Source organism: Bradyrhizobium sp. R2.2-H, from assembly GCF_004346455.1.
Taxonomy (GTDB): Bacteria; Pseudomonadota; Alphaproteobacteria; order Rhizobiales; family Xanthobacteraceae; genus Bradyrhizobium; species Bradyrhizobium diversitatis.
In genome coordinates, this window is the sequence record NZ_SMBR01000005.1 from 490629 (window position 1) to 512147 (window position 21519).

A 21519-nucleotide genomic window follows, 5' to 3' on the forward strand; every position below is an offset into this window, starting at 1 on the left:
ATGCTGGAGCTTCGCGGCGTCAATGCCGGCTATGGCACCTTCCAGGCCCTGTTCGATGTCAATCTCGACGTGAAGGCCGGTGAGGCCGTCGGCGTCATCGGCCCGAACGGCGCCGGCAAGACCACCCTGATGCGCGTCATCTCCGGCCTGATCAGGCCCTCGCGCGGCTCGATCAGAATGGAAGGCGTCGACCTCGTGGCGACGCCCTCGCACAAGATCGTCAGCCTCGGCATCGCGCATGTGCCGGAGAACCGCCGGCTGTTTCCGCAGCTCACGGTGGACGACAATCTCAAGATGGGCGCCTTCATGAAGAAAGCGCGCGGGCACTATGCCGAGCGGCTCGACGTCGTGTTCGAGCTGTTCCCGCGCCTGAAGGAGCGCCGCCACCAGATGGCGGGCACCATGTCCGGCGGCGAGCAGCAGATGTGCGCGATCGGCCGCGCGATGATGTCCAATCCGAAGCTGCTGCTGCTCGACGAGCCCTCGGCGGGCCTCGCGCCGGTCGTGGTGCAGCAGGTGTTCGAGTTGGTGAAACGGATTCGCGCCAGCGGCCTGACCGTGCTGATCGTGGAGCAGAACGTGCAGCAGGTGCTGAAGGTGGTCGATCGCGCCTATCTGATCGAGGCCGGCTCGATCCGCGCCTCCGGCACCTCGGCCGAGATGCTGGCGAGCGACACGGTCAAGGAAGCATATCTCGGGGTGTGACGGGCATGCAGGCGTTCCTGGACATTTTCGACATCTACCTGTTGGAGGCCGTGATCAACGGCATCCTGCTCGGCGGTGTGCTGGCGCTGCTCGCGCTCGGCCTCAATCTGATCTTCGGCGTCATCGACGTCACGTGGATCTGCTATGCCGAGCTCGTGATGATCGGCATGTACGGCATGTACTTCATGGTGCAGTACTACGGGCTCAGCTATTTCGTCGCCGCGCCGCTCACCATCCTGCTGGTCGCGGTGCTTGGCGCAGCGCTGCACTACCTCGTGATCGCGCCGCTGCTGACCGCGCCGCCGATCAACCAGCTGCTCGCGACCGGCGGCGTGCTGTTCGTGCTCCAGAGCTTTGCCACGGTCGCCTTCGGCATCGACTTCCGCAATCTCGGCATCCGCCTGCCGGTGCTTGCCTTCGGCGACATGAACTTCAGCTACGCACGGCTGCTATCGTTCCTGGCGGCGCTGGTTGGCATGGTCGCCGTCTATCTGTTCATGACGCGAACCTTCACCGGCACTGCGATCCGCGCCATCTCGCAGGACCGCCAGATCATGGCCTTGATGGGCGTCGACACCAGGCGGATCTATCTGATCACCTCGGCGCTGGGCGGCGCGCTGGCCGGCCTCGCCGCCTGCCTCCTGGTCCTGCAATATGACGTGCATCCCTTCGTCGGCCTCTCCTTCGGGCCGATCACCTTCCTGATCTGCGTGCTCGGGGGCCTCGGCAATTTCATCGGCGGCTTCATCGCCGCCTTCGTGTTCGCCGAGATCATCTCGCTCGGCGGCCTGTTCTCCGATCTCGAGTGGGGCTATGTGCTCGCCTTCGCCTTCTTCATCGTCATGATGTTCATCCGGCCCGCGGGCCTGCTTGCGAGGCGCCGATGATGGGGCAGGGGCGGCTTGCAGCCTGGGGAATAGGCCTGGCGGCGCTGGTCGCGCTGCCCTTCGTCTATCGCGATCCCTATCATCTGCACATTCTGGTGCTGATCCTGATCTGGTCGTTCGCCTACACCTCCTGGTCGATGATGGGGCGGTTCGGCCTGGTCTCGCTCGGCCACGGCGGCTTCATGGGGATCGGCGCCTATGTCACGGCGCTGCTCTGGAATCATCTCGGCCTGTCGCCCTGGATCGGCATCCCCATCAGCATGGTCGCGGCCGGCGCGCTGGCGCTGATCGTCGGCTATCCCTGCTTCCGCTTCCGCATCACCGGCCACTATTTCGTGCTGGTGACGCTGGCGCTGTCAGGCATCGTGCTCCAGGTCATCACCGCAACACGCGACTACACCGGCGGCTCGCTGGGCTACACGCCGAACCGGACCTCGGGCGGCAAGCTGCTAGCGCTGCAGTTCGACGACAAGACGACCTGGTACCTGATTGCGCTCGCGGTCTGGCTGTTTGGCATCGTGGTCTGGCACTGGGTCGATCGCAGCATGGCTCGCTATGCGCTGGAGGCGATCTCGGAGGACGAGGATGCCGCTGCCGCCGCCGGCGTCGATGTCACGGCGGAGAAGCTGAAGATCACGCTGCTCAGCGCGCTGATGACGGCGCTCGCCGGCGCGATCTACTGCCAGTACCAGATGTTCATCACGCCTGACACGGTCAGCGGCATCGCGGTGTCGCTCCAGATGGTGTTCGCGGCCATCGTCGGCGGCCTGTTCGTCTCGCTCGGCCCGACGGTCGGCGCCATCATCACCATTCTGCTGGCCGAGACCTTGCGCATCGGCTTCGGTACCAAGGCGGTCGGCTGGGACAACCTCGTCTACGGCGTGCTGCTCGTCCTTTTCATCATATTCCTTCCCAAGGGCATCCTTGGTAGCTTGCTCGACCGATTGAAGCCGCAACGCAAGGTGCCCCGCGCTCATGAACAAGAAGCCGTCCAAATCGCTCGCCCAGGAGCTTGACCGCTACATCTCGCCATTCCGCCACGATGGTTCGGGCAAGTTTCACCTCAAGGACCACAAGACCGACGAGAGGGGCGATCTCGACAAGGAGAAGGCGCAGGCGGTCCTCGATTCGAACAAGAAGCGGCTAATCGAGTTTCAGGAGAGGCTTTACGCGCAGGACCGCTGGTCGCTCCTGATCGTGTTCCAGGCGATGGACGCAGGCGGCAAGGATTCTGCGATCAAGGCGATCTTCGAGGGCATCAATCCGCAGGGCTGCGAGGTTCATGCCTTCAAGGCACCGAGCAGCAAGGAGCTCGACCATGACTTCCTCTGGCGCCATATGATTGCGCTGCCCGAGCGCGGGCGTATCGGCATCTTCAACCGCTCCCACTACGAGGAATGCCTGGTGACGCGGGTGCATCCGGAGATTCTCGCCAAGGAGAAGCTGCCGCCAAAGCTCGTGACCAAGAACATCTGGAGGGAGCGATTCGAGGACATCTCGGCGTTCGAGCGCTATCTCTGCCGCAACGGCACCGTGGTGCTGAAATTCTTCCTCAACGTGTCCAAGGATGAGCAGCGCGAGCGCTTCCTCGCGCGGCTGGACGATCCGGCCAAGCAGTGGAAGTTCTCGATGGACGACATCAAGGAGCGCGCGCTGTGGCCGCGCTACCAGGCGGTCTATCAGGACATCGTCCGGCACACGGCGACGTCCCATGCGCCGTGGTACGTCGTGCCCGCCGACCACAAATGGTTCGCCCGCGTCGTGATCGGCTCGGTGATCAATGCCGAGCTGGAAAAGCTCGACCTGCGCTTCCCCCGTGCCGACAAGGCCTCGCTGGAGGAGTTCAAGCAGGTGCGCAAGGCGCTGGAGAAAGAAGGGACGGGAGGCAAGAAGCAAGCAAAGTGACAGCCAGCGGGACCACGAACTGCAAGGACGTCAACTTCGCGCTCCAGGGCGGCGGCGCGCACGGCGCCTTCGTGTGGGGCGTGCTCGACCAGGTGCTCGAGGACGGCAGGCTCGCGATCGAGGCGATCAGTGCGACCAGTGCCGGCGCGATGAATGCGGTGGCGATGGCCTCCGGCATGGCGCATGGAGGCGCTGAGGCCGCGCGGGAGAGCCTGCACGCATTCTGGTACGAAGTGTCGCGCATGGACATGGCGTACGATCTGATGTCGCCGCTGAACCAGTGGATCCAGGCCTTGAGGCTGCCGCCGGAATATCATCCGGTCCACGCATTCATCCATACGCTGACACATACGCTGCCGCCGAACCTGCTCAATCCCTTTCATTTCAATCCGCTCCGGGCGCTGCTGCAGCGCGTGGTCGATTTCGACCGGCTCAATTCCTCGCCCGACGCGCCGCAGCTGTTTCTCAACGCCACCAATGTCCGCACCGGCAAGATCAAGGTGTTCCAGAGCCCGCTTCTCACGGCGGAAACCGTGCTTGCCTCGGCCTGCCTGCCGCCCTATTTCCAGGCCGTCGAGATCGACGGCGAGCATTATTGGGATGGCGGCTATCTCGGCAATCCCGCGATCTATCCGCTGATCTACCGCAAGGGAAGTCACGACGTCGTCATCGTGCAGGTGACGGCGATCCGGCGCGACGAGCTGCCGGCCAGTGCCGCGGACGTCCTCCACCGCATCAACGAGATCAGCTTCAATTCGTCCTTGATGCGCGAGATGCGCGCGATCGCTTTCGCCACCCGGCTGATCGACGATGGCGAGCTCGACAGCAACAAGCACAGCCGCATGTACATGCATTGGATCGGCAACGACGCGTTGATGTCGCAGCTCGGCACGGCCACGCAGTTCCATCCCGAATGGAGCCTGTTGTGCCGCCTGCGCGACGAGGGCCGCGCGGCGGCGCGGAGCTGGCTGGCGCGAAACTTCGACCAGATCGGAAAGGCCTCGACGGTCGACCTGGCGGAGATGTTTCTCTAGGCGGCCGAGCCGGCCATCGACCAAAAGTGCGAAAACAACCCCATGCACAGTAGCCGGGCATAGCAGAATCAATGGCTTTGCAGGCGCGTCATTGTAATGCTGATTTTACGAAGCGGATTTGACTCGTCGGGCAAGACAGGAGCATGATGTCACCATGCCCCGCTGCCTTCCCAATATCCTTGCTTCGCGCGGAAGCGCTGGACACAGCGGGCCTTCCAGGGAACCCGGGTCGACAAATGTGATCGTCAGATCATTGATCTTGCTTGACAGTTTTGTGTCCCAGGAGGAGCATTATTAGCGGTCGCAAACAAGCGACACGCAATGTCCACCTCATGAGCAAGGGGAGGTCTATGACGCCACCTCCGCAAATCCAGCCGCGTTAATTGCGATGGAGCTCGTTCGGACTATCGCATAGCGGCAGAAACCGCGAACGGCACGCCGGGACAAGGTTTAGCGGGCTGCATCAGTGAGGCAAAGCCCCTACCTTCCCGGCGCTGTATTTTGCATCACATTGATCGCGTCTGACGGCCGCGCTGAGGCCGCCGCGACGCGTGACCTTTTACATCCCGCTTTTTGTCCTCCTTCCTCCTCGCCGTCATTCCGGGCCGACGCCCGGAATAGTGGCGAGTAGTTAGGGACGATTTGCTTGGGGCACATTGGTCTCCACATCGTCATGGCCGGGCCTGTCCCGCCTGCGCGGCCGTAGCCGCTTCGACGCGGCGAAGGCCCGGCCATCCACGCCTTGCAGCACGGCACGAAGAACGTGGATGCCCGGGACAGGCCTCGACAAGCCCGGCCATGACGGCTCTGGCAGGTTCAACAACGCACGGCTCCGTTTGTATTTTGCGCGCACTGACCTCTGCGGTTCCGATCTTCGCATTGCGGCAAATGCCAAGAGAATGTCGCCGCGAAGGCCAATTTCCGACACAGGCCGCGGGCGAATAGCGGCTATCCGACATGACGCATGCGATTTGGCGGTGACGGTCCCGACACCGTCGGCGCATGCATTTTTTTCAGGGACTTCTCGTGTCGCCCAAGCTGGCCCCGGCGCTTCTCGCTGTTCTCTTCCTCGCGATCTGCTCTGTCCCCGCCGCCCGCGCCGAGGCGCCCCGGCCAGCGACGAACAATGGTGCCGCACTGTCAGGCGAGGAGGCCAGGCGCGCGCTGGAGACGCTCCAGGACGACAAGAAGCGCGCGCAGATGATCGATACGCTGCGCGCGATCGCCAATGCATCCGGCCCGCAGCAGCCCGCGACGCCCGTGCCCGAGCCGAAGTCGCCGATCCCGCTCTCGGCCGACGGCCTAGGCGCGCAGCTCCTGCTCACCGTCTCGGAGGAGATCGGTCAAATCTCGAGCGAAATCGCTGGCATGGCGCGGACGCTCACACACTTCCCGGCGTTTTATTATTGGATCGTGCGGACTGCGAACGATCCGGCGGCCTATCACCTCCTGATCGAGATCGCCTGGAAGCTGGCGCTGGTGTTCGGCTCGGCCTTCTGTGCGGAATGGGTGATCTTCCGCCTGATCCGGCGTCCGGCCGCGTTCCTGGAAGCACGCGCGCCACAAACCGCCCGCCCGCCAATACAGGCGCTGCCGATCGCCGATCCGCCGCCATCGGTCGCGGACGTCACGCCCGCGCCGGAGCTGCACAGGCGTCGTCGCAGCCTTGCGCGGGTCTGGCAGGTCATGCTGCGGCTGCCCTTCGTGCTGGGCCGCATCGTCCTTGAACTGCTTCCGCTCGTCGTCTTCGTCGCCGTCGCCACCGCGCTGCTCGGGACCGAGATCGGCCAGCCCACGACCGTCCGCCTCGTCATCCTCGCAGTCGTCAACGCCTATGCGTTCTCGCGTGGGTTGATCTGCGTCGTGCGGGCGCTGGCCGGGCCGTTCGGCCTGTTTGCGGTGCGCGCGGAGACTGCCGCCTATATCGAGATCTGGGCACGTCGCATCGTCGCTGTCGGCGTTTCCGGCATCGCCCTTGCCAATGTGGCGCTGCTGCTCGGCCTGCATCGCGCCGGCTACGCCGCACTGCTGCGCATGGTGATGCTGGTCGTGCACCTCTTCATCGTCGTCATCATCCTGCAATGCCGCCGCCAGGTCGCCGACGCCATCCGCGCGCCGGCCGAGCGGCAGGGGATTGCGGCCCGTTTGCGCAACCGCATCGCCGCGGGCTGGCACTATCCTGCCATCGCGCTCGATCTCGCGTTGTGGGCGGTTTGGGCGCTCAACATCCGCAACGGCTATTCGCTGCTGCTGCAATATTTCGTCGGCACGGCCGTGGTGGTGCTGGTTACGCGCGTCGTCATCATGGTGACGCTGAGCCTGATCGACCGCGGCTTCCGCATCAAGCCTGAGATCCTCCAGCGCTTTCCGGGTCTCGAGATCCGCGCCAACCGCTATCTGCCGCTGCTGCGCAGGATCGTGTCCGGCGTGATCACCTTCATCGGCTTCGTCGCCGTGCTCGAAGTCTGGGGCGTCGACGCCATCGTTTGGTTCTATGGCGGCCAGATCGGCAGCAGGCTGATCTCCGCCGTGGTGACGATCGGCATTGCCGTGTTCATCGCAGCCGCGATATGGGAAGCCAGCAACGCGCTGCTGGACCGCCAGATCAATGCGCTGTCCCGGGACGGCCATTATGCCCGCGCCGCGCGTCTGCGCACCTTCCAGCCGATGCTGCGCACGGCGCTGCTCTGTCTGATCGCAACCGTCGTCGGCCTCACGGCGCTGAGCGAGATCGGTGTCAATGTCGCGCCGCTGCTCGCGGGCGCCGGCATCGTCGGCATCGCGATCGGCTTCGGTTCGCAAAAGCTGGTGCAGGATCTCATCACCGGCCTGTTCCTGCTGCTGGAAAACACGGTCCAGGTCGGTGACAATGTCAGCGTCTCGGGGCTCTCGGGCGTGGTCGAGAATGTCTCGATCCGAACCATCCGCCTGCGCGCCGGCGACGGCGCCGTCCACATCGTGCCCTTCAGCGCGGTCACGACCATCACCAATGCCAGCCGCGGCGCCGGCAACGCCTCGGTCAGCGTCAACGTCGCCTACAAGGAGGACACCGACCGTGCCGGCCAGATCCTCAGGGACATTGTCGACGAGATGCGCCGCGAACCGGAATTCCGTGCGTTGATCCGCGGCGACCTCGAGCTCTGGGGCGTCGACAAGGTCGACGGTGCGATGGTGTCGATCGTCGGCCAGATCCGCTGCACCGATGCCGGGCGCTGGCCGGTCCAGCGCGAATTCAACCGGCGCATGAAGCTGCGCTTCCAGCAGAACGGTATCGAGGTCGCATCCGCCACCCAGACCATTTTGATGCACATCGCGCCACCGGCGGATGGCGCCGCCAGTCTGACGCCGCGGCGGGCGGCTGGATAAGCAGTCCCCAAGATTTTCGGCTTGCCTCGCTTGATTCGGCAGCGTTCAGTCCGCATCCGAGCGCGCGACCATGGCCGCTTTCATGAGGCCGAGACGGTGAAATGGTAGCCTCTCGTTGAGACGGCCGACATCAAGCCGGAGTAGCGCGTTAACCCCTTTTTTTCCGCGTGCAGACTGCCAAGCGTTCGCGAAAAGCTCGCTGCGGTGCGAGATCACAATGCCCCCGTCTCTCCGTCCTTGATCTGGATGGAGCACTGGCCGACAATGCCCGCGGTTCAAATAGAAGCTCCTTGGGGGAATTCGTGAATAGACCTGCCCGGGTCGTTGCCCAATCGACGTCGTCCAATTCGCAGCAAGGCATGACGCTGCTGCGCGATCCCTTGCTCAACAAGGGGACCGCCTTCACGGAAGCGGAGCGCGAGACGCTCGGCCTGCGCGGCCTCCTGCCGCCTTGCGTGCTGACGATGGAGACGCAGGCCCAGCGCGTGCTCACCAATCTGCGCACGCTGCCGACGGATCTGGAGAAATACGTCGCCCTGAACGCGCTGCATGACCGCAACGAGGCGCTTTTCTTCCGCGTCGTCGTCGACAATATCGACGAAATCCAGCCGATCATCTACACGCCGACGGTCGGGCTCGCCTGCCAGAAATACGGCCTGATCTTCCAGCGGCCGCGCGGCATGTTCATCTCCTCGCGCGATCGCGGCCAGATCGCGGAGATCCTGAAGAACTGGCCCTATCCGGCCAGGCTGATCGTCGTCACCGACGGCGAGCGCATCCTCGGCCTCGGCGATCTCGGCGCCAACGGCATGGGCATTCCGGTCGGCAAGCTCTCGCTCTATTCGGCCTGCGCCGGCGTGCATCCGGAAGCGTGCCTGCCCATCGTGCTCGACGTCGGCACGAACAATGAGGAGCTGTTGAACGATCCCTATTATATCGGCCTGCGCGAGCGGCGGCTGACCGGCGAAGCCTATGACAGCTTCGTCGACGAGTTCATGCAGGCTGCGCGAAAGACGTTCCCGGGCGTGCTGATCCAGTTCGAGGATTTCGCCAATCACTCCGCCTTCAAGCTGCTGCACAAGTACCGGGATGAAGCCTGCGTCTTCAACGACGATATCCAGGGCACCGCGGCGGTGGCGCTCGCGGGCCTGTTCTCAGGCTTGCGCATTTCCGGCGGCAAGCTCAGGGATCAGCGCATCCTGTTCCTCGGCGCGGGCGAGGCCGCAACCGGCATCGCCGATCTCGTGGTCTCCGCCATGATCGCCGAGGGTGCCACCGAGGCCGAGGCGCTCCGCCGCAACTGGCTGGTGGATTCCCGCGGTCTCGTCGTCGGCGGCCGCGAGGGCCTCTCCGGTCACAAGCTCCGTTATGCCCACACCGACCAGGCGCCGATCGCCGACTTCCTCACCGCGATCAAGACGCTGAAGCCGACGGCAATCATCGGCGTTGCCGCGGTTGGCGGCGCCTTCACACCCGACGTGCTCGGGACGATGGCCGAGCTCAACGAGCGGCCGATCGTGTTCGCATTATCCAACCCTACGTCGAAGGCCGAGTGCTCGGCGGAGGATGCCTATCGCTACACCGAGGGCCGCGCGCTGTTCGCCTGCGGCAGCCCGTACGACCCGGTGAAGCTCAACGGCCGCAGCTTCGTGCCGCGCCAGGGCAACAATTCCTACATCTTCCCCGGCGTCGGCCTCGGCGTCATCGCCAGCGGCTCGCGCCTCGTCACCGACGAGATGTTCATGGCGGCGGCCCATACGCTTGCCGATTGCGTCGGCAAGGAGGATCTCGCGCAAGGCAGTCTCTATCCGGCACTGCCGCGCATCCGCGAGGTCTCGGTCCGCATCGCTGCGGCCGTTGCCGACGTCGCCTATCAGCGCGGGCTCGCGGACGGACCTGCGCCGAATGACGTGAAGGCTTTGGTCCAATCGCAGATGTACGAGCCGAAATACTGAGCGGCCTGCGGCACCGGAACGGCTCGGTTCACGCCAACGTCTCCACATCGTCATGGCCGGGCTTGTCCCGGCCATCCACGCCTTTCCACGCGGCACAAAGAACGTGGATGCCCGGGACAAGCCCGGGCATGACGACCTCTGCAAAATTCAGATGCGATAGCCCTGCCCGTAAGAACGGCGAGAGGGCGCGAGCTTGACCCTCTCCGTCCCGATTCAGAACACGCACTGTGGTGGAATCGTCACAGCCGGTCGTGAAACGGCCGCAGCCCCAGAGCCGCTTTTGTTCCGACAAGGTTCTGCCCTCATTGCCGACGGAAAATCCGTCCGTTCGGAGGGCGTACCATGTCTCGCATTGCACGTGCCGAAACTGCCCGGATTTCCTTCGCAACCTCGTGCCGGCCGCTGCTCGCGGTCGTCGCCGCAGCATCGCTCGCCGCCTGCGCGCAAGCGCCGGTGGGCCGCCAAAAGGCCGATCTCGCCGCTACCACCCGGCATGCCGCGGTGGAGCGGCCGCACAGAGTGGCGGCGCTGCATCCTCGCCCGATCAGGCGGGCGCGTGCCCCGGACCGTGATGCCAAGCAGACCCCCTCGCATGGCGTCGCCAGCTTCTATTCGGATACGGAAACCGCGAGCGGCGAGAAGTTCGACAAGAACGAGTTGACCGCGGCGCATCCGACCCTGCCGTTCGGCACCAAGCTGCGGGTCACCGATACCTCTTCCGGCCGCTTCGTCACCGTCAGGGTCAACGATCGCGGACCGTATGTTCGCGGGCGCGTGGTCGACATCACCCCTTCTGCGGCCGAGGCGCTCGGCATGGTCGACAAGGGCATCACCAATGTCAGGCTGGAGGTCGTGCAATAGGGCACGACTCGGCAAGACCAATGCGGTGCGCTTAACCGGCTGTTAGCTGCTTCTCGATCACCATGGTTGCCCACACAATTCGGGGCATTCGGGGAGGTGGCGCTTGAACACGATCAAGTATCTCGAAGATCAGGCTGCGCGCGCCGAGCGGCTCGCCAAACGGATCACGGATACGCTGACGATCGAAAAGCTCCTGAGCTTCGCCGGCGAGCGCCGCCGCGAGATCGAGGTCATCGCCGGCAAGCACCGCGGCACTCGTTCCCCGTAAACCATGCTTTGAGCGCAACGGGCTTTAGCAGTGGCTCTCGACGAAGTCGCTGAGATAGTCGGGCAGCATCACGCCATCGATGTCGCAGCGCGCCTTTATCTCGCCGGCGACATCGGCCGAGATGTCCTTCATCCAATGCTCGAGCGTGTTGAACGAAATCACCTTGACGGGATCGCTGAAGCAGCCGGCGACAAGTTCGTCGATCGTGGTTTCGAGATCGCTCCGCTCAATGCGGATTTCGGTCGACCGGTCGAGGCGATCGATCACCACGAACACAGTCTGGTCTGCGCCGTAGGGCACGACAGGTGAGGGTATGCCAGCTTCAAGCATCTGAGGTGCTCACGCCTTGGCTTCCGATCGCTGACAACGGAGAGGACCGGACGAAGGTTCCTACGCGCGTGCTTGCAAGCTGCCGTCAGAGAAACTCCCTCAGCCGCGACAGCTCGATGACGTGCTCGGGCGACAGAATCTCGGTCACGAGTGGCGGCTGCGGCGCCGTCCGGATCTCATAGAGATGCCGGGTCGCTCTCGGCTTCTCCATGAAGGCCGAGATGCACTCGTCGAGGGTACCTTCGCTGATCTGGTATGATTCCCGGTCCGGCCGGCGCTGGTTTGCAAGCGACGGCCATTTATGCAGCGCCGCGAGCGCACCAAAATCGACCTTTGAAACCGCGACCGCATCCCCCATCGTCTCGCCTCACGCAAGAAGCCCCCAGCACGCCGACGTGCCGGGGCTCGCACCTATCGCTGCATCTCAATGCCGCAAGCGCCTCAACGCGGCAGCAGGAAAAAGGTTCCCGCCGTCTCGTCGCGATCAGCTCGCCGCCGCCGCGATCTTGAGGCTGGCCCGACCGCTGCTGTGCTCGTCGCCGCGGCTGACCTCCGGCGGGAGTCCGGCAAAGCGGCGCAAGGCCTCGGCCATCCGCACCCGGCCTGGCACTCCGGTGATCACCACATCGACCATGGTGAAGGACGAGTGGAAATGGCCGCGGGCCTGAAGCTGCTCGACCGGGACGCCGGCTGCAGCCATCGCCTCGGCATAGGCGACGCCCTCGTCGCGCAACGGATCGAACTCGCAGGTGACGACGAAGGCCGGCGGCAGCCTTTCGACCTTGCCGCGCAGCGGCGAGACGCGCGGATCGGTGCGGTCGGCCGGCGAGCAGTAGAGGTCCCAGAACCAGTACATCAGCGAAAGCGTCAGGAAATAGCCGGTCGCATTGTCGTTGTAGGACGGGCGATCGAAGGTGCAGTCCGTGACCGGGCATATCAGGAGCTGGCCCGCGATTTCGGGCCCGCCACGATCGCGCGCGAGCTGGCAGGTGGCGGCTGCGATGTTGCCGCCGGCGCTCCAGCCCGCGACCAGCACCGGGCCCGGTTTGCCGCCGAGCTCGCCGGCGTGCTCGGCGATCCAGCGCGTCGCCGCATAGCCGTCTTCTGCCGCGGTCGGGAAGCGATGCTCCGGCGCGTGACGATAGCCGACGCTGACGAACATCATGCCGGTTCGGCGCACCATGTCGCGGCAGAACGGCTCGTCCGACTGCTCGTCGCCGAGCACCCAGCCGCCACCGTGGAAATAGACCACGACCGGATGCGGCCCGGGCGTTGCCGGCTTGTAGACGCGATAGGGCAGCGGACCGTCCGCGCCGGGCAGGGTGCCGTCGACGATCTCGCCGATCGGCCGTCCGGCCGGGCGGCTCTTGTTGAACTCGTTGACGAAGGCGCGTGCCCCGATCGCTCCCATCGACTCGATCGGCGGCAGATTGAGCGATGCGAGCAGGTTCAGCACCAGCCGCACGTCCGGCTGCAGGCGTACCACCTCGCCGTCATTGCACTGCGCAGCAACGTAGGGTCCGGTGAGCCTGAAGCCGAGCATGCCGCGGCTGACCACCTCGTCGCAGATGCTGCGATAGGGGCCGACGCCGCCGGTATAGGGCATCAGCCCCTGGACCTTGCCGGGTACGTTGGCGCCTGTGTACCAGGTATTGGCGAGCCGGTGCAGCGTCAGCGTCGAACAGTCCGCCATGTGCCGGCCCCAGCCGGCCTGCGCAGTTTCTGTCGGCTCGATCGTGGTGAAGCCGGCCTCGCGCAGCGCGGCAAGGCGATCCACGACCCAGTCGACATGCTGCTCGATCGACACCGCCATGTTCGACAGCACCGACGGGCTGCCGGGGCCGGTGATCATGAAGAAGTTCGGGAAGCCCGCGACCGTGAGGCCGAGATAGGTCTCCGGTCCCTTCGCCCAGACGTCGGAGAGCGACTTGCCGCCCCGCCCGGTGATCGGGTGCACGGCGCGGATCGCGCCGGTCATCGCGTCGAAACCGGTCGCGAACACGATGACGTCGAGGTCGATGCTGCGCCTGGCCGTCGTAATGCCGCCTGCCGTGATCGCCTTGATCGGCTCCTGGCGCAGATTGACCAGCGTCACGTTCGGCCGGTTGTAGGTGGCGTAATAGTTGGTGTCGAGGCAGGGACGTTTTGCGCCGAAGGGATGATCGTCCGGCATCAGCGCCGCGGCGGTTTGCGGGTCCTTCACGGCGGCTGCGATCTTCTCGCGGATGAGATCGCAGATCAGCTTGTTGCCTTCGAGGTCGACCGCCTGGTCGGCCCACAACTGCGTCAGGATGTAGACGAGATCGCCCTTGTCCCAGGCTTCCTCGAACCGCGCGCGGCGCTCGGCGTCGGTGAGCTGCCAGCTCACGACCGTCTGCTGCGGATAGGGCACACCGGCCATCGACTGGCGCGCCTGCTCGCGATAGGCGGCGCGATCGCCCTGCAGCAGGCTCATGCGGTCCGACGGCGCCGGGCCGTTATGCGCAGGCAACGCGAAATTCGGCGTGCGCTGGAACACGGTGAGATGTGCGGCCTGCTCGGCGATCAGCGGGATCGACTGGATCGCCGACGAGCCCGTGCCGATCACGGCGACGCGTTTTCCCGCGAGGTTGACGCCGTCATGCGGCCAGCGGCCGGTGAAATAGACTTCGCCCTTGAAGTCCTTGACGCCGTCGATCTCCGGCGGCTTCGGCGCGGAGAGGCAGCCGGTGGCCATGATGTAATGGCGGCAGGAGACCGGTGCGCCATTGTCGGTCGTGAGCTGCCAGCGCTCGGACGCTTCGTCCCATCTGGCTTCAATGACTTTGGTCTTGAAACGAATGTCGCGCCTGAGACCGTAGCGATCGGCGACGAAACCGAGATAGCGCAGGATCTCGGGCTGGGTCGCGTATTTTTCCGACCAGGTCCAGGCGGTCTCGAGCACCGGATCGAAGGTGTAGCTGTAGTCGATGGTCTGGATGTCGCAGCGCGCGCCCGGATAACGGTTCCAGTACCAGGTGCCGCCGACATCGCCGGCCTCATCGAGGGCGACCGTGGAGAAGCCGGCCTTGCGCAGGCGGTGCAAGAGGTAGAGGCCGGCAAATCCGGCGCCGACCACGGCGACGTCGACCTGCTGAGCGGTTCCGCGCTCATCGGAGACACGTGTGGCAACCATTGCGTCAGGCATGGCATTCCTCCCGTATGTTTTGTTTTGCCGGCAGGCTATCGCCGCAGGTTCAGCTTGTCATCAGAGCAAGTGCAATCCCCGGTGGTTGTTTGCGGCGCATCGTGACCGCGCGAATGCCTGCGGCACCACACGCATCGCGATGCACAATGGCCGTGATAGCCCGGGGTAATCAGAGCGCATCCTTCTGTGTATGCTTGCGCTTACAAGCCACGCGTACCGGCCGGGCGCCATGACAGAGTTGAGTGAGCGAACCAAAGCGAACATGGACGTCGTTCTCGAGCAGACATGCCGCCAATTGCCGCATGGCGGCGATCATGACAGCCGCAGGTTCATCGCCGAGCGCCTGATCGAGGCGGCGGAGTCCGGCCACTGCACGCTCGGCGAGCTCGGCATCGTCGCGCGGCGCGCGCTGGCGGAGTTGATCGGCAAAGGCGGCTAGGCGCGGGGCGCGAGGCTTGCCTCGCTGACGGCCCTGGACATAACCTGCCCGGGATCCTTCATCGAGATCTTCGAAGATGCGGTCTTTGCTTGCACTCGTTGCGGCTTGCGCAGTCCTGTGTTGCGCACGATCGGCCGTGGGCCAGCCGGTCGGACAGTTTCCATTCGCGTTGACGCGTGAAGGACAGATGCTCGGCGCCGTGGAAGGCGAGGTGGCGTCCTTCAAGGGGCTGGCCTACGCGGCGCCGCCGGTCGGCGCGTTGCGCTGGCGCGCGCCGCAGCCGACGACCGAAAGCTCGGAGATGCGTACCGCCTACGGCTATGGTGCGCCGTGCCTTCAACCGTCGCTGCAGGATGCGAGCGAGGATTGCCTGACGCTGAACGTGTTCCGTCCCTTCGGGGTCGACGGCCCATTGCCGGTGATGGTGTTCATCCATGGCGGCGGCTTCGTCTCGGGCACCGCGAACGATCCGTTGTTCGATGGCGCCAGGCTGGCGCAGGCGGGCCTCATCGTGGTCACCGTGAATTATCGCCTCGGCGCGCTCGGCTGGCTCACTCATCCCGCGCTTTCGGACAGCGGCGGAAATTACGGCCTGATGGACCAGATTGCCGCGCTGCATTGGGTGCACGACAACATCGCGGCCTTCGGCGGCGATCCTGATAACGTCACCTTGCTTGGCAGCGATGCAGGCGCGACGTCGGTCGCACTCCTGATGCTGTCTGCGCAATCGCGCGACCTCTTCCAGAAAGCCATTCTGCAATCGGTGCCCGGCCGCGCGCGCCTGCGCTCAATGCAAGAGGCGGAGGCCATCGGCCGGCAGTTCGTGGCCGCGCTTGGACGGGATGCAGATTTGCGCGCAGCCGAGCCGCGGCGCGTGCTGGCCGCCGAACAGCAATTGCTGGAGAAGTCACCCCGCAGCTTCGCGCCGATGATGGATGGACGCCTGGTGACCGAGGATCTCGCCCCGGGCTTTACGGCCGGACGTCAAAGCCGCATTCCCCTGATGATCGGCTCGAACGACGACGAGACGGGTCTGGACAATGAGATCGACATCAAGATGGCGCTTGCGTCGTCCGGCATTCCCAGTGACGAGCTGCGCAAGCTCTATCCGGACCTTGCCAGATCCTCGGATCTCGCGGCAAGGTTCTACACCGACAAGGTCTTCTCGGAGCCGGTGCGATTGCTGGCTCGGCTGCACGTCGCAAGTGGTACGCCGACGTTTCGCTATCGCTTCGCCTATGTGCCGGAGGGCCGGCGCGCGAATCCGGAAGCTGGCCACGGGCGGGAGTTGCAGTTCATCTTCGGTGCGGAAGGCGTGCCCGGCGCCGGCATCCTGTCGCGACGTGATCGCGCGGTCGCGAGCCGCATGCGTGCCTATTGGATCAATTTCGCGAGAAGCGGCGATCCCAACGGTCCCGACCTGCCACGCTGGGACGCGGCGGGCGGCGATCGCCTGCTGCTGATCACGAACGACCGCATCGCGAGCAGCGACGATCCGCTGGCGGAGCGTCTCGATCGGCTGGCCGATGAGGACGGCAAATGAGCTGGATTTACGCCGCGAGCTCGACGCGGGGTGCCGGCGTCAGCCGGTCTTCCTCCAGATAGTCCATCGCGCCGTCCTTCTCGACGGCGTAGAACTGCTGGCCTTCCCTCGACTTGAAGGCGGCGCGGACGATACCGCGGCGGCCCTTGTCACTGTTGACGACGTCACCCAGCGCAAACTTCCTCATCTCACGTCTCACTTGTCTTGAGGCCGACTCCTTCGGCCACGCCCGGGATTCTGAGCGGCAAATCGTTAACGGCTTGCTAACCATGCTGCTTTGCCTATGCTCACCGCCGATCGTGCGGACAGTACGCCCGCGCCCGCTGTCAACGAGACGAGCCCCATGACGCGATTTCCGACCCTCTTCCTGTCGCATGGCGGCGGCCCCTGGCCCTTCATGGAGGACAGGCGGGTGCAATATGCCAGGACCGCCGAGGCGTTCGGTCGTCTGCCGCAGCTTCTCCCCGAGAGGCCGAAGGCCGTGCTCGTCATCACCGGACATTGGGAGGCCGATGCCTTCACCGTGTCGACCTCGCCGCATCCTCCGATGGTCTACGACTATTACGGTTTCCCCGAGCATACCTATCACCTGAAATATCCGGCGCCCGGCAAGCCCGAGCTCGCCGCGGAGGTGAAGGCGCTGCTCGCACGCGCCGGTCTCGATTGCCGGGAGGACCCCAACCAGGGTTTCGATCACGGCACCTTCGTGCCGCTCGGGCTGATGTATCCGAACGCCGACATGCCGATCGTGCTGCTGTCGCTGAAGTCTGCTTACGATGCGGCCGAGCACATCAAGGTGGGACAGGCGATCGCTCCGCTGCGCGATACCGACATCCTGATCGTCGGCAGCGGGCTCACCTATCACAACATGCGCGGCTTCAACCGGCCGGAGTCCAAGCCGGTCTCGTACGACTTCGAGGCCTATCTGAACGAGGCGATCAGCAACCCGGATGCGGCGCGCCGCAACGCGATGCTGGTCGACTGGGAGAATGCGCCGAGCGCGCGCCTTGCGCATCCGCGCGAGGATCATCTGCTGCCGCTGATGGTGGCGGCCGGTGCTGCCGGCAGCGACGTCGGGCGCCGCGTCTTCGTCGACGAGGTCGCGAACGTGGCAATGGCGTCCTATGTGTTCGGCTGACGGATCTTGTCCCTCGCCCCGCCTGCGGAGAGAGGCGAAGATGGCCTCAACCGTATCTCAGCTTCATGAACAGGATGCCGCCGGCGAGCAGCATGGTGACGGCGTTGGCGGCGACCAGGGGGGCGTCGCCGGAGAGCAGGCCGTAGAGGAGCCAGAGCGCCAGGCCCAGCACCATGACCAGGAACATGCCGAGCGAGATGTCGCGCGCCGAGCGGGTCTTCCAGACCTTGATGAACTGCGGCGCGTAGGCGACGGTGGTGCAGGTTGCGGCGGCAAAGCCGAGCAGCTTGATCGCGAAGGGGTCCATGCCCGGCTCTATAGCATGGATTCGGCCATGCCTCACGCGCGGGCCGCCATCAGCCCGCGATACAGCGCGGCATAGTCGCCGGCGCGATTGCGCCAGGAGACGTCGGTCGCGAGCCCGCTTCGTTGCAGCCGGCGCCAGGTCAGCTTGTCGTGGAAGACGGTGTTGGCCTTGCGCAGCGTGCCGGCGAGCGCATCCGCCGTCACGGGGCCGAACTTGAATCCCGTGGCATCGTGGCCGGACGCATCGGCTTCGCCGACATCGACGATGGTGTCCTCGAGGCCGCCGACGCGGGAGACGATCGGCACGGCGCCATAGCGCAGCGCGCAGAGCTGGGTCAGGCCGCACGGCTCGAACCGCGAGGGAACGACGAGGGCGTCCGAACCGGCCTGGATCAGATGCGCCAGAATCTCGTCGTAACCGATCACGACGCCGATCCGGCCGGGATTGGCGCGGGCCGCAGCCTGATAGCGATCCTGCAGATCGCGGTCGCCGCTGCCGAGCAGTGCGAGCTGCATGCCTTCGCGCAAGATGGTCGGAATGGCCTCGAGCAGGAGATCGAGCCCCTTCTGCCACGACAGCCGGCTGATGACGCCGAGCAGCGGCGCCTCGTCGGAGGAATCGAGGTTGAACTGCTGCTGCAGCACCGCCTTGTTCGCGGCCCGGAACGTCAGGTCCTCCGCGCCGAAGCGGTAGGCGATGTGCGGATCGTCCTGCGGATTCCACACCGATATGTCGATGCCATTGAGAATGCCGCTCAGCACGCTGGACCGTTCACGAAGCAGACCGCCGAGCCCCATGCCGCCTTCGTCGCTCTGGATTTCCTTTGCGTAGGTCGGCGATACCGTGGTGATGCGATCGGCGAAGCGCAGGCCGGCCTTCAAGAAGCTGATGCCGCCGAAATATTCCAGTTCGTCGGCGTTGAAGGAGTGCCAGGGCAGGCCGATTGATCCGATCAGCTCGGGAGCGAACTTGCCCTGATAGGCCATGTTGTGGATGGTCATCACGGTGCCGGGCCGCGGACGATCGTCGTAGTGCAGATAGGCCGGCGCCAGCCCGGCCTGCCAGTCATGGGCGTGCACGATATCGGGCACGAATGCCGGAACGAGGCCGTGGCCGATATCGGCGGCGACGCGCGACAGCGCCGCGAAGCGCACGCCGTTGTCCGCCCAGTCGACGCCCTCGGCGCTGACATAGGGGTTGCCCGGCCGGGCATAGAGATGCGGCACGTCCAGCACGAACAGATCGAGCCCGTGATGCGAGGCCGCCAGCAGCCGGCCGGGGCCGCCGAAATAATCCGGCCAGCTCCGGAGTTCCTCCGCGCCCGAGACCAGGCGCATCACGTCGGGATAGCCGGGCATCAAGGTGCGCATCTCGACGCCATGCGCCTTGAGCGCAACCGGCAGCGCGCCGGCGACATCCGCAAGGCCACCGGTCTTGACGAGAGGATAGACTTCAGAGGCGACCGCGAGGACGCGAACAGGCGTCATGTATTGAGCCTGTCGATCATCGGCTGGGTGATCAGCGAGATTCCCTGCTCGGTGGTGCGGAAGCGCCTTCCGTCGACTTCCGGATCCTCGCCGACGACGAGGCCTTCCGGAATCTCGACGCCGCGGTCGATCACGACGTTCCTCAAGTGGGCACCGCGACCGACATTCACATAGGGCATGATCACGGCGTTCTCGACATTGGCATAGGAGTTGATGCGCACGCCGGTGAACAGCAGCGAGCGGCGCAGCGAGGCGCCGGAGATGATGCAGCCGCCGGAGACCAGCGAGCTCACCGCCTGGCCGCGCCGGCTCTCCTCGTCATGGACGAATTTCGCCGGCGGCGTGATCTCGGCATAGGACCAGATCGGCCAGGCTTGGTCGAACAGGTCGAGCTCGGGCACCACGTCGGTGAGGTCGATATTGGCGGCCCAATAGGCGTCGACCGTGCCGACGTCGCGCCAATAGGCGCGGGTGTCGCTGCCGGAGCGGACGCAGGAGGTCGAGTATTGGTGCGCCATCGCGCGGCCGTTCTTGACGAGGTAGGGAATGATGTCCTTGCCGAAATCGTGGTTCGAGTTCGGGTCCTCGGCATCGCGCTTGAGCTGATCGAACAGGAATTTCGCGTCGAACACGTAGATGCCCATGCTGGCGAGCGAGACGTCCGGCTTGCCCGGCATCGGCGGCGGATCTTTCGGCTTCTCCAGGAACTCCTGAATCCAGCCGTTCTCGTCGACATGCATGATGCCGAAACCGGAGGATTCGGTCCGCGGCATTTCGAGGCAGCCGACGGTGACGTCGGCGCCGCTCTCGACGTGCTGGCGCAGCATCACCTCGTAGTCCATCTTGTAGATGTGGTCTCCGGCCAGCACCACGATGAAGCGGCAGGCGTGGGATTCGATGATGTCGATGTTCTGGTACACCGCGTCCGCCGTGCCGACATACCACATGGTCTCGGAGACGCGCTGGCTGGCGGGAAGGATATCAAAACTCTCGTTGCGTTCGGGGCGGAAGAAGTTCCAGCCCATCTGGAGATGCCGGATCAGGCTGTGGGCCTTGTATTGGGTCGCGACCGCGATGCGGCGGATGCCCGAGTTCACCGCGTTCGACAGCGCGAAATCGATGATGCGGGACTTGCCGCCGAAATAAACCGCGGGCTTGGCGCGCCGGTCGGTCAGCTCCAGGAGCCGGCTGCCGCGCCCGCCGGCCAGGACGAACGCCAGCGCCTGACGGGCAAGCGGCTCGGGTCTCGCGGCACTCATGTCATCCTCCCACAACTCTGGCGCTCGCGAGAAGCCTCCCGGCCGCGCACATTGGAACCGATAGTAATGGTACGAATAGTAAATCGGGAAGGCGGTTGTTGGTTGCGAATGCACGGGAAGCTTAATGCTTTCCGGGTGTTCGGGCCCCAGGCGCCGTCGCGCCGGTGTCACACGAGGCGAGTTCGTCGAGCTTCGGCGGGCACCGGTTGATCACAACGGAGGCATGCGTCTTGTGCGGTGCACGCAAATTCCAGGCTTTGAAATTCCAGGCTTTGACTTGGCGCAAGGATGCCCGATCATGACGCTGCGATCCTTCTTCAAGCGAAAGGTCAGACAGGGAGTAAGACGATGAGGATCTGGAAGACGGCAATTGCCTGCTCGCTGGCCGGCGTGGTCATGGCAGGCCAAATCGGGCAGGCCACGGCGGGCCCGATGCCGACCAACGTTGCGACGATGAAGGCTGCGGCCGGCGACGATGTCACGCAGGTGCATTGGCGTGGCGGCGGATGGGGATTTGCCCTTGGTGGTCTCGCCGCCGGCGCGATCATCGGCGGCGCCATCGCCAGCGGCGCGCCTTATGGCTACGGCTATTATGGTCGCCCGTACTATGGCGGCTACGGATATCCGGGCTACGGCTATGGCTACGCTCCGGCATATTACGGCGGTTATGGCTACGCGCCGGCCTATGCCTATCCGCGATACTATGCCTATCCGCGATACTATCGTCCCTATCGTCCATATTACAGCTATGGCTATTACCGGCCGTACCGTGCCTATCACCGACACTATTACCGCAGATGGTGAGCACCGCGCGGCGAGAATGAAAGCCACACGATAAAGCTCATGCATATTGGAAGCGTGAGCATGAT

General features: G+C 64.8%; 20 protein-coding genes. 13 read left to right on the forward strand and 7 right to left on the reverse strand.

The features are described 5' to 3' along the window. The 9 genes from EDE08_RS16475 to EDE08_RS38465 all read left to right on the forward strand — a co-directional run bounded on the left by EDE08_RS16475 (position 1) and on the right by EDE08_RS38465 (position 10981). Entirely contained in the window at positions 1 to 705 is a 705-nt protein-coding gene (locus EDE08_RS16475; RefSeq protein ID WP_131869828.1) for an ABC transporter ATP-binding protein, read from the forward strand. 5 nt (positions 706 to 710) lie between these two features. Then, positions 711 to 1592 (forward strand): branched-chain amino acid ABC transporter permease, encoded by an 882-nt coding sequence (locus EDE08_RS16480; protein WP_131869829.1) that lies wholly within the window; start codon positions 711 to 713, stop codon positions 1590 to 1592. Beyond that, positions 1589 to 2608 (forward strand): branched-chain amino acid ABC transporter permease, encoded by a 1020-nt coding sequence (locus tag EDE08_RS16485; RefSeq protein WP_131869830.1) that lies wholly within the window; start codon positions 1589 to 1591, stop codon positions 2606 to 2608. The genes EDE08_RS16480 and EDE08_RS16485 overlap by 4 nt, the downstream gene beginning before the upstream one ends. Then, a complete protein-coding gene (locus tag EDE08_RS16490) occupies positions 2568 to 3497 on the forward strand; it encodes a polyphosphate kinase 2 family protein (RefSeq protein ID WP_131869831.1) in 930 nt (309 codons plus the stop codon). The genes EDE08_RS16485 and EDE08_RS16490 overlap by 41 nt, the downstream gene beginning before the upstream one ends. Beyond that, complete coding sequence (locus EDE08_RS16495) at positions 3494 to 4531, forward strand: patatin-like phospholipase family protein (RefSeq protein WP_131869832.1); 1038 nt, start codon at positions 3494 to 3496, stop codon at positions 4529 to 4531. The genes EDE08_RS16490 and EDE08_RS16495 overlap by 4 nt, the downstream gene beginning before the upstream one ends. A 1026-nt stretch (positions 4532 to 5557) precedes the next feature. Then, positions 5558 to 7897, forward strand: coding sequence for a mechanosensitive ion channel domain-containing protein (locus tag EDE08_RS16500; RefSeq protein WP_131869833.1), 2340 nt, complete (start codon positions 5558 to 5560; stop codon positions 7895 to 7897). A 302-nt stretch (positions 7898 to 8199) separates the two neighbouring features. Continuing rightward, positions 8200 to 9852, forward strand: a complete 1653-nt coding sequence (locus tag EDE08_RS16505; protein ID WP_131869834.1) for an NAD-dependent malic enzyme — start codon at positions 8200 to 8202, stop codon at positions 9850 to 9852. 342 nt (positions 9853 to 10194) lie between these two features. Then, entirely contained in the window at positions 10195 to 10713 is a 519-nt protein-coding gene (locus EDE08_RS16510; RefSeq protein ID WP_131869835.1) for a septal ring lytic transglycosylase RlpA family protein, read from the forward strand. Between the two features lie 103 nt (positions 10714 to 10816). After that, entirely contained in the window at positions 10817 to 10981 is a 165-nt protein-coding gene (locus EDE08_RS38465; RefSeq protein ID WP_165935930.1) for a hypothetical protein, read from the forward strand. A 24-nt stretch (positions 10982 to 11005) separates the two neighbouring features. Here EDE08_RS38465 and EDE08_RS16515 read toward each other — a convergent pair whose 3' ends face one another. From EDE08_RS16515 to EDE08_RS16525, 3 genes are all read right to left on the reverse strand, one after another. Further along, entirely contained in the window at positions 11006 to 11311 is a 306-nt protein-coding gene (locus tag EDE08_RS16515; protein WP_131869836.1) for a hypothetical protein, read from the reverse strand. 85 nt (positions 11312 to 11396) lie between these two features. Beyond that, positions 11397 to 11669: a hypothetical protein gene (locus EDE08_RS16520; protein ID WP_131869837.1), complete on the reverse strand. Its 273-nt coding sequence runs from the start codon at positions 11667 to 11669 to the stop codon at positions 11397 to 11399. Between the two features lie 126 nt (positions 11670 to 11795). Then, a complete protein-coding gene (locus EDE08_RS16525) occupies positions 11796 to 14477 on the reverse strand; it encodes a flavin-containing monooxygenase (protein ID WP_131869838.1) in 2682 nt (893 codons plus the stop codon). A 190-nt stretch (positions 14478 to 14667) separates the two neighbouring features. On the opposite strand from EDE08_RS16525, the gene EDE08_RS16530 reads away from it, so the two are divergent. Further along, positions 14668 to 14916 carry a hypothetical protein gene (locus tag EDE08_RS16530; protein ID WP_131869839.1) on the forward strand — a complete coding sequence of 83 codons (249 nt, stop codon included), beginning with the start codon at positions 14668 to 14670 and terminating at the stop codon, positions 14914 to 14916. 76 nt (positions 14917 to 14992) lie between these two features. Further along, positions 14993 to 16459, forward strand: a complete 1467-nt coding sequence (locus tag EDE08_RS16535; RefSeq protein ID WP_131869840.1) for a carboxylesterase/lipase family protein — start codon at positions 14993 to 14995, stop codon at positions 16457 to 16459. A 7-nt stretch (positions 16460 to 16466) separates the two neighbouring features. Here the strand turns inward: EDE08_RS16535 and EDE08_RS16540 are convergent, their stop codons facing one another. Beyond that, positions 16467 to 16646: a hypothetical protein gene (locus EDE08_RS16540; protein ID WP_126255372.1), complete on the reverse strand. Its 180-nt coding sequence runs from the start codon at positions 16644 to 16646 to the stop codon at positions 16467 to 16469. A gap of 156 nt (positions 16647 to 16802) precedes the next feature. Between EDE08_RS16540 and EDE08_RS16545 the strand changes: the two genes are divergently transcribed. After that, entirely contained in the window at positions 16803 to 17597 is a 795-nt protein-coding gene (locus tag EDE08_RS16545; protein ID WP_131869841.1) for a DODA-type extradiol aromatic ring-opening family dioxygenase, read from the forward strand. 46 nt (positions 17598 to 17643) lie between these two features. On the opposite strand, the gene EDE08_RS16550 is transcribed toward EDE08_RS16545, so the two are convergent. From EDE08_RS16550 to glgC, 3 genes are read right to left on the reverse strand one after another with little or no spacing between them, the layout of a single operon-like run. Further along, positions 17644 to 17904 (reverse strand): SemiSWEET transporter, encoded by a 261-nt coding sequence (locus EDE08_RS16550; RefSeq protein WP_131869842.1) that lies wholly within the window; start codon positions 17902 to 17904, stop codon positions 17644 to 17646. 32 nt (positions 17905 to 17936) lie between these two features. Further along, on the reverse strand, positions 17937 to 19391 hold the full coding sequence (glgA, locus tag EDE08_RS16555; RefSeq protein ID WP_131869843.1) for a glycogen synthase GlgA: 1455 nt from the start codon (positions 19389 to 19391) through the stop codon (positions 17937 to 17939). After that, positions 19388 to 20650 (reverse strand): glucose-1-phosphate adenylyltransferase, encoded by a 1263-nt coding sequence (glgC, locus tag EDE08_RS16560; RefSeq protein WP_131869844.1) that lies wholly within the window; start codon positions 20648 to 20650, stop codon positions 19388 to 19390. The genes glgA and glgC overlap by 4 nt, the downstream gene beginning before the upstream one ends. Before the next feature lie 348 nt (positions 20651 to 20998). Between glgC and EDE08_RS16565 the strand changes: the two genes are divergently transcribed. Continuing rightward, positions 20999 to 21454, forward strand: coding sequence for a hypothetical protein (locus tag EDE08_RS16565; RefSeq protein ID WP_131869845.1), 456 nt, complete (start codon positions 20999 to 21001; stop codon positions 21452 to 21454). Positions 21455 to 21519 lie beyond the last annotated feature (65 nt).

Coding starts and splice junctions, on each gene's coding strand:
- EDE08_RS16515 (WP_131869836.1), bottom strand. CDS start 11,311: ATGCTTGAAGCTGGCATACCCTCACCTGTCGTGCCCTACGGCGCAGAC.
- EDE08_RS16510 (WP_131869835.1), top strand. CDS start 10,195: ATGTCTCGCATTGCACGTGCCGAAACTGCCCGGATTTCCTTCGCAACC.
- EDE08_RS16545 (WP_131869841.1), top strand. CDS start 16,803: ATGACGCGATTTCCGACCCTCTTCCTGTCGCATGGCGGCGGCCCCTGG.
- EDE08_RS16535 (WP_131869840.1), top strand. CDS start 14,993: ATGCGGTCTTTGCTTGCACTCGTTGCGGCTTGCGCAGTCCTGTGTTGC.
- glgA (WP_131869843.1), bottom strand. CDS start 19,391: ATGACGCCTGTTCGCGTCCTCGCGGTCGCCTCTGAAGTCTATCCTCTC.
- EDE08_RS16525 (WP_131869838.1), bottom strand. CDS start 14,477: ATGCCTGACGCAATGGTTGCCACACGTGTCTCCGATGAGCGCGGAACC.
- EDE08_RS16520 (WP_131869837.1), bottom strand. CDS start 11,669: ATGGGGGATGCGGTCGCGGTTTCAAAGGTCGATTTTGGTGCGCTCGCG.
- EDE08_RS16490 (WP_131869831.1), top strand. CDS start 2,568: ATGAACAAGAAGCCGTCCAAATCGCTCGCCCAGGAGCTTGACCGCTAC.
- EDE08_RS16480 (WP_131869829.1), top strand. CDS start 711: ATGCAGGCGTTCCTGGACATTTTCGACATCTACCTGTTGGAGGCCGTG.
- EDE08_RS16530 (WP_131869839.1), top strand. CDS start 14,668: ATGCTTGCGCTTACAAGCCACGCGTACCGGCCGGGCGCCATGACAGAG.
- glgC (WP_131869844.1), bottom strand. CDS start 20,650: ATGAGTGCCGCGAGACCCGAGCCGCTTGCCCGTCAGGCGCTGGCGTTC.
- EDE08_RS16485 (WP_131869830.1), top strand. CDS start 1,589: ATGATGGGGCAGGGGCGGCTTGCAGCCTGGGGAATAGGCCTGGCGGCG.
- EDE08_RS16550 (WP_131869842.1), bottom strand. CDS start 17,904: ATGGACCCCTTCGCGATCAAGCTGCTCGGCTTTGCCGCCGCAACCTGC.
- EDE08_RS16565 (WP_131869845.1), top strand. CDS start 20,999: ATGAGGATCTGGAAGACGGCAATTGCCTGCTCGCTGGCCGGCGTGGTC.
- EDE08_RS16475 (WP_131869828.1), top strand. CDS start 1: ATGCTGGAGCTTCGCGGCGTCAATGCCGGCTATGGCACCTTCCAGGCC.
- EDE08_RS16540 (WP_126255372.1), bottom strand. CDS start 16,646: ATGAGGAAGTTTGCGCTGGGTGACGTCGTCAACAGTGACAAGGGCCGC.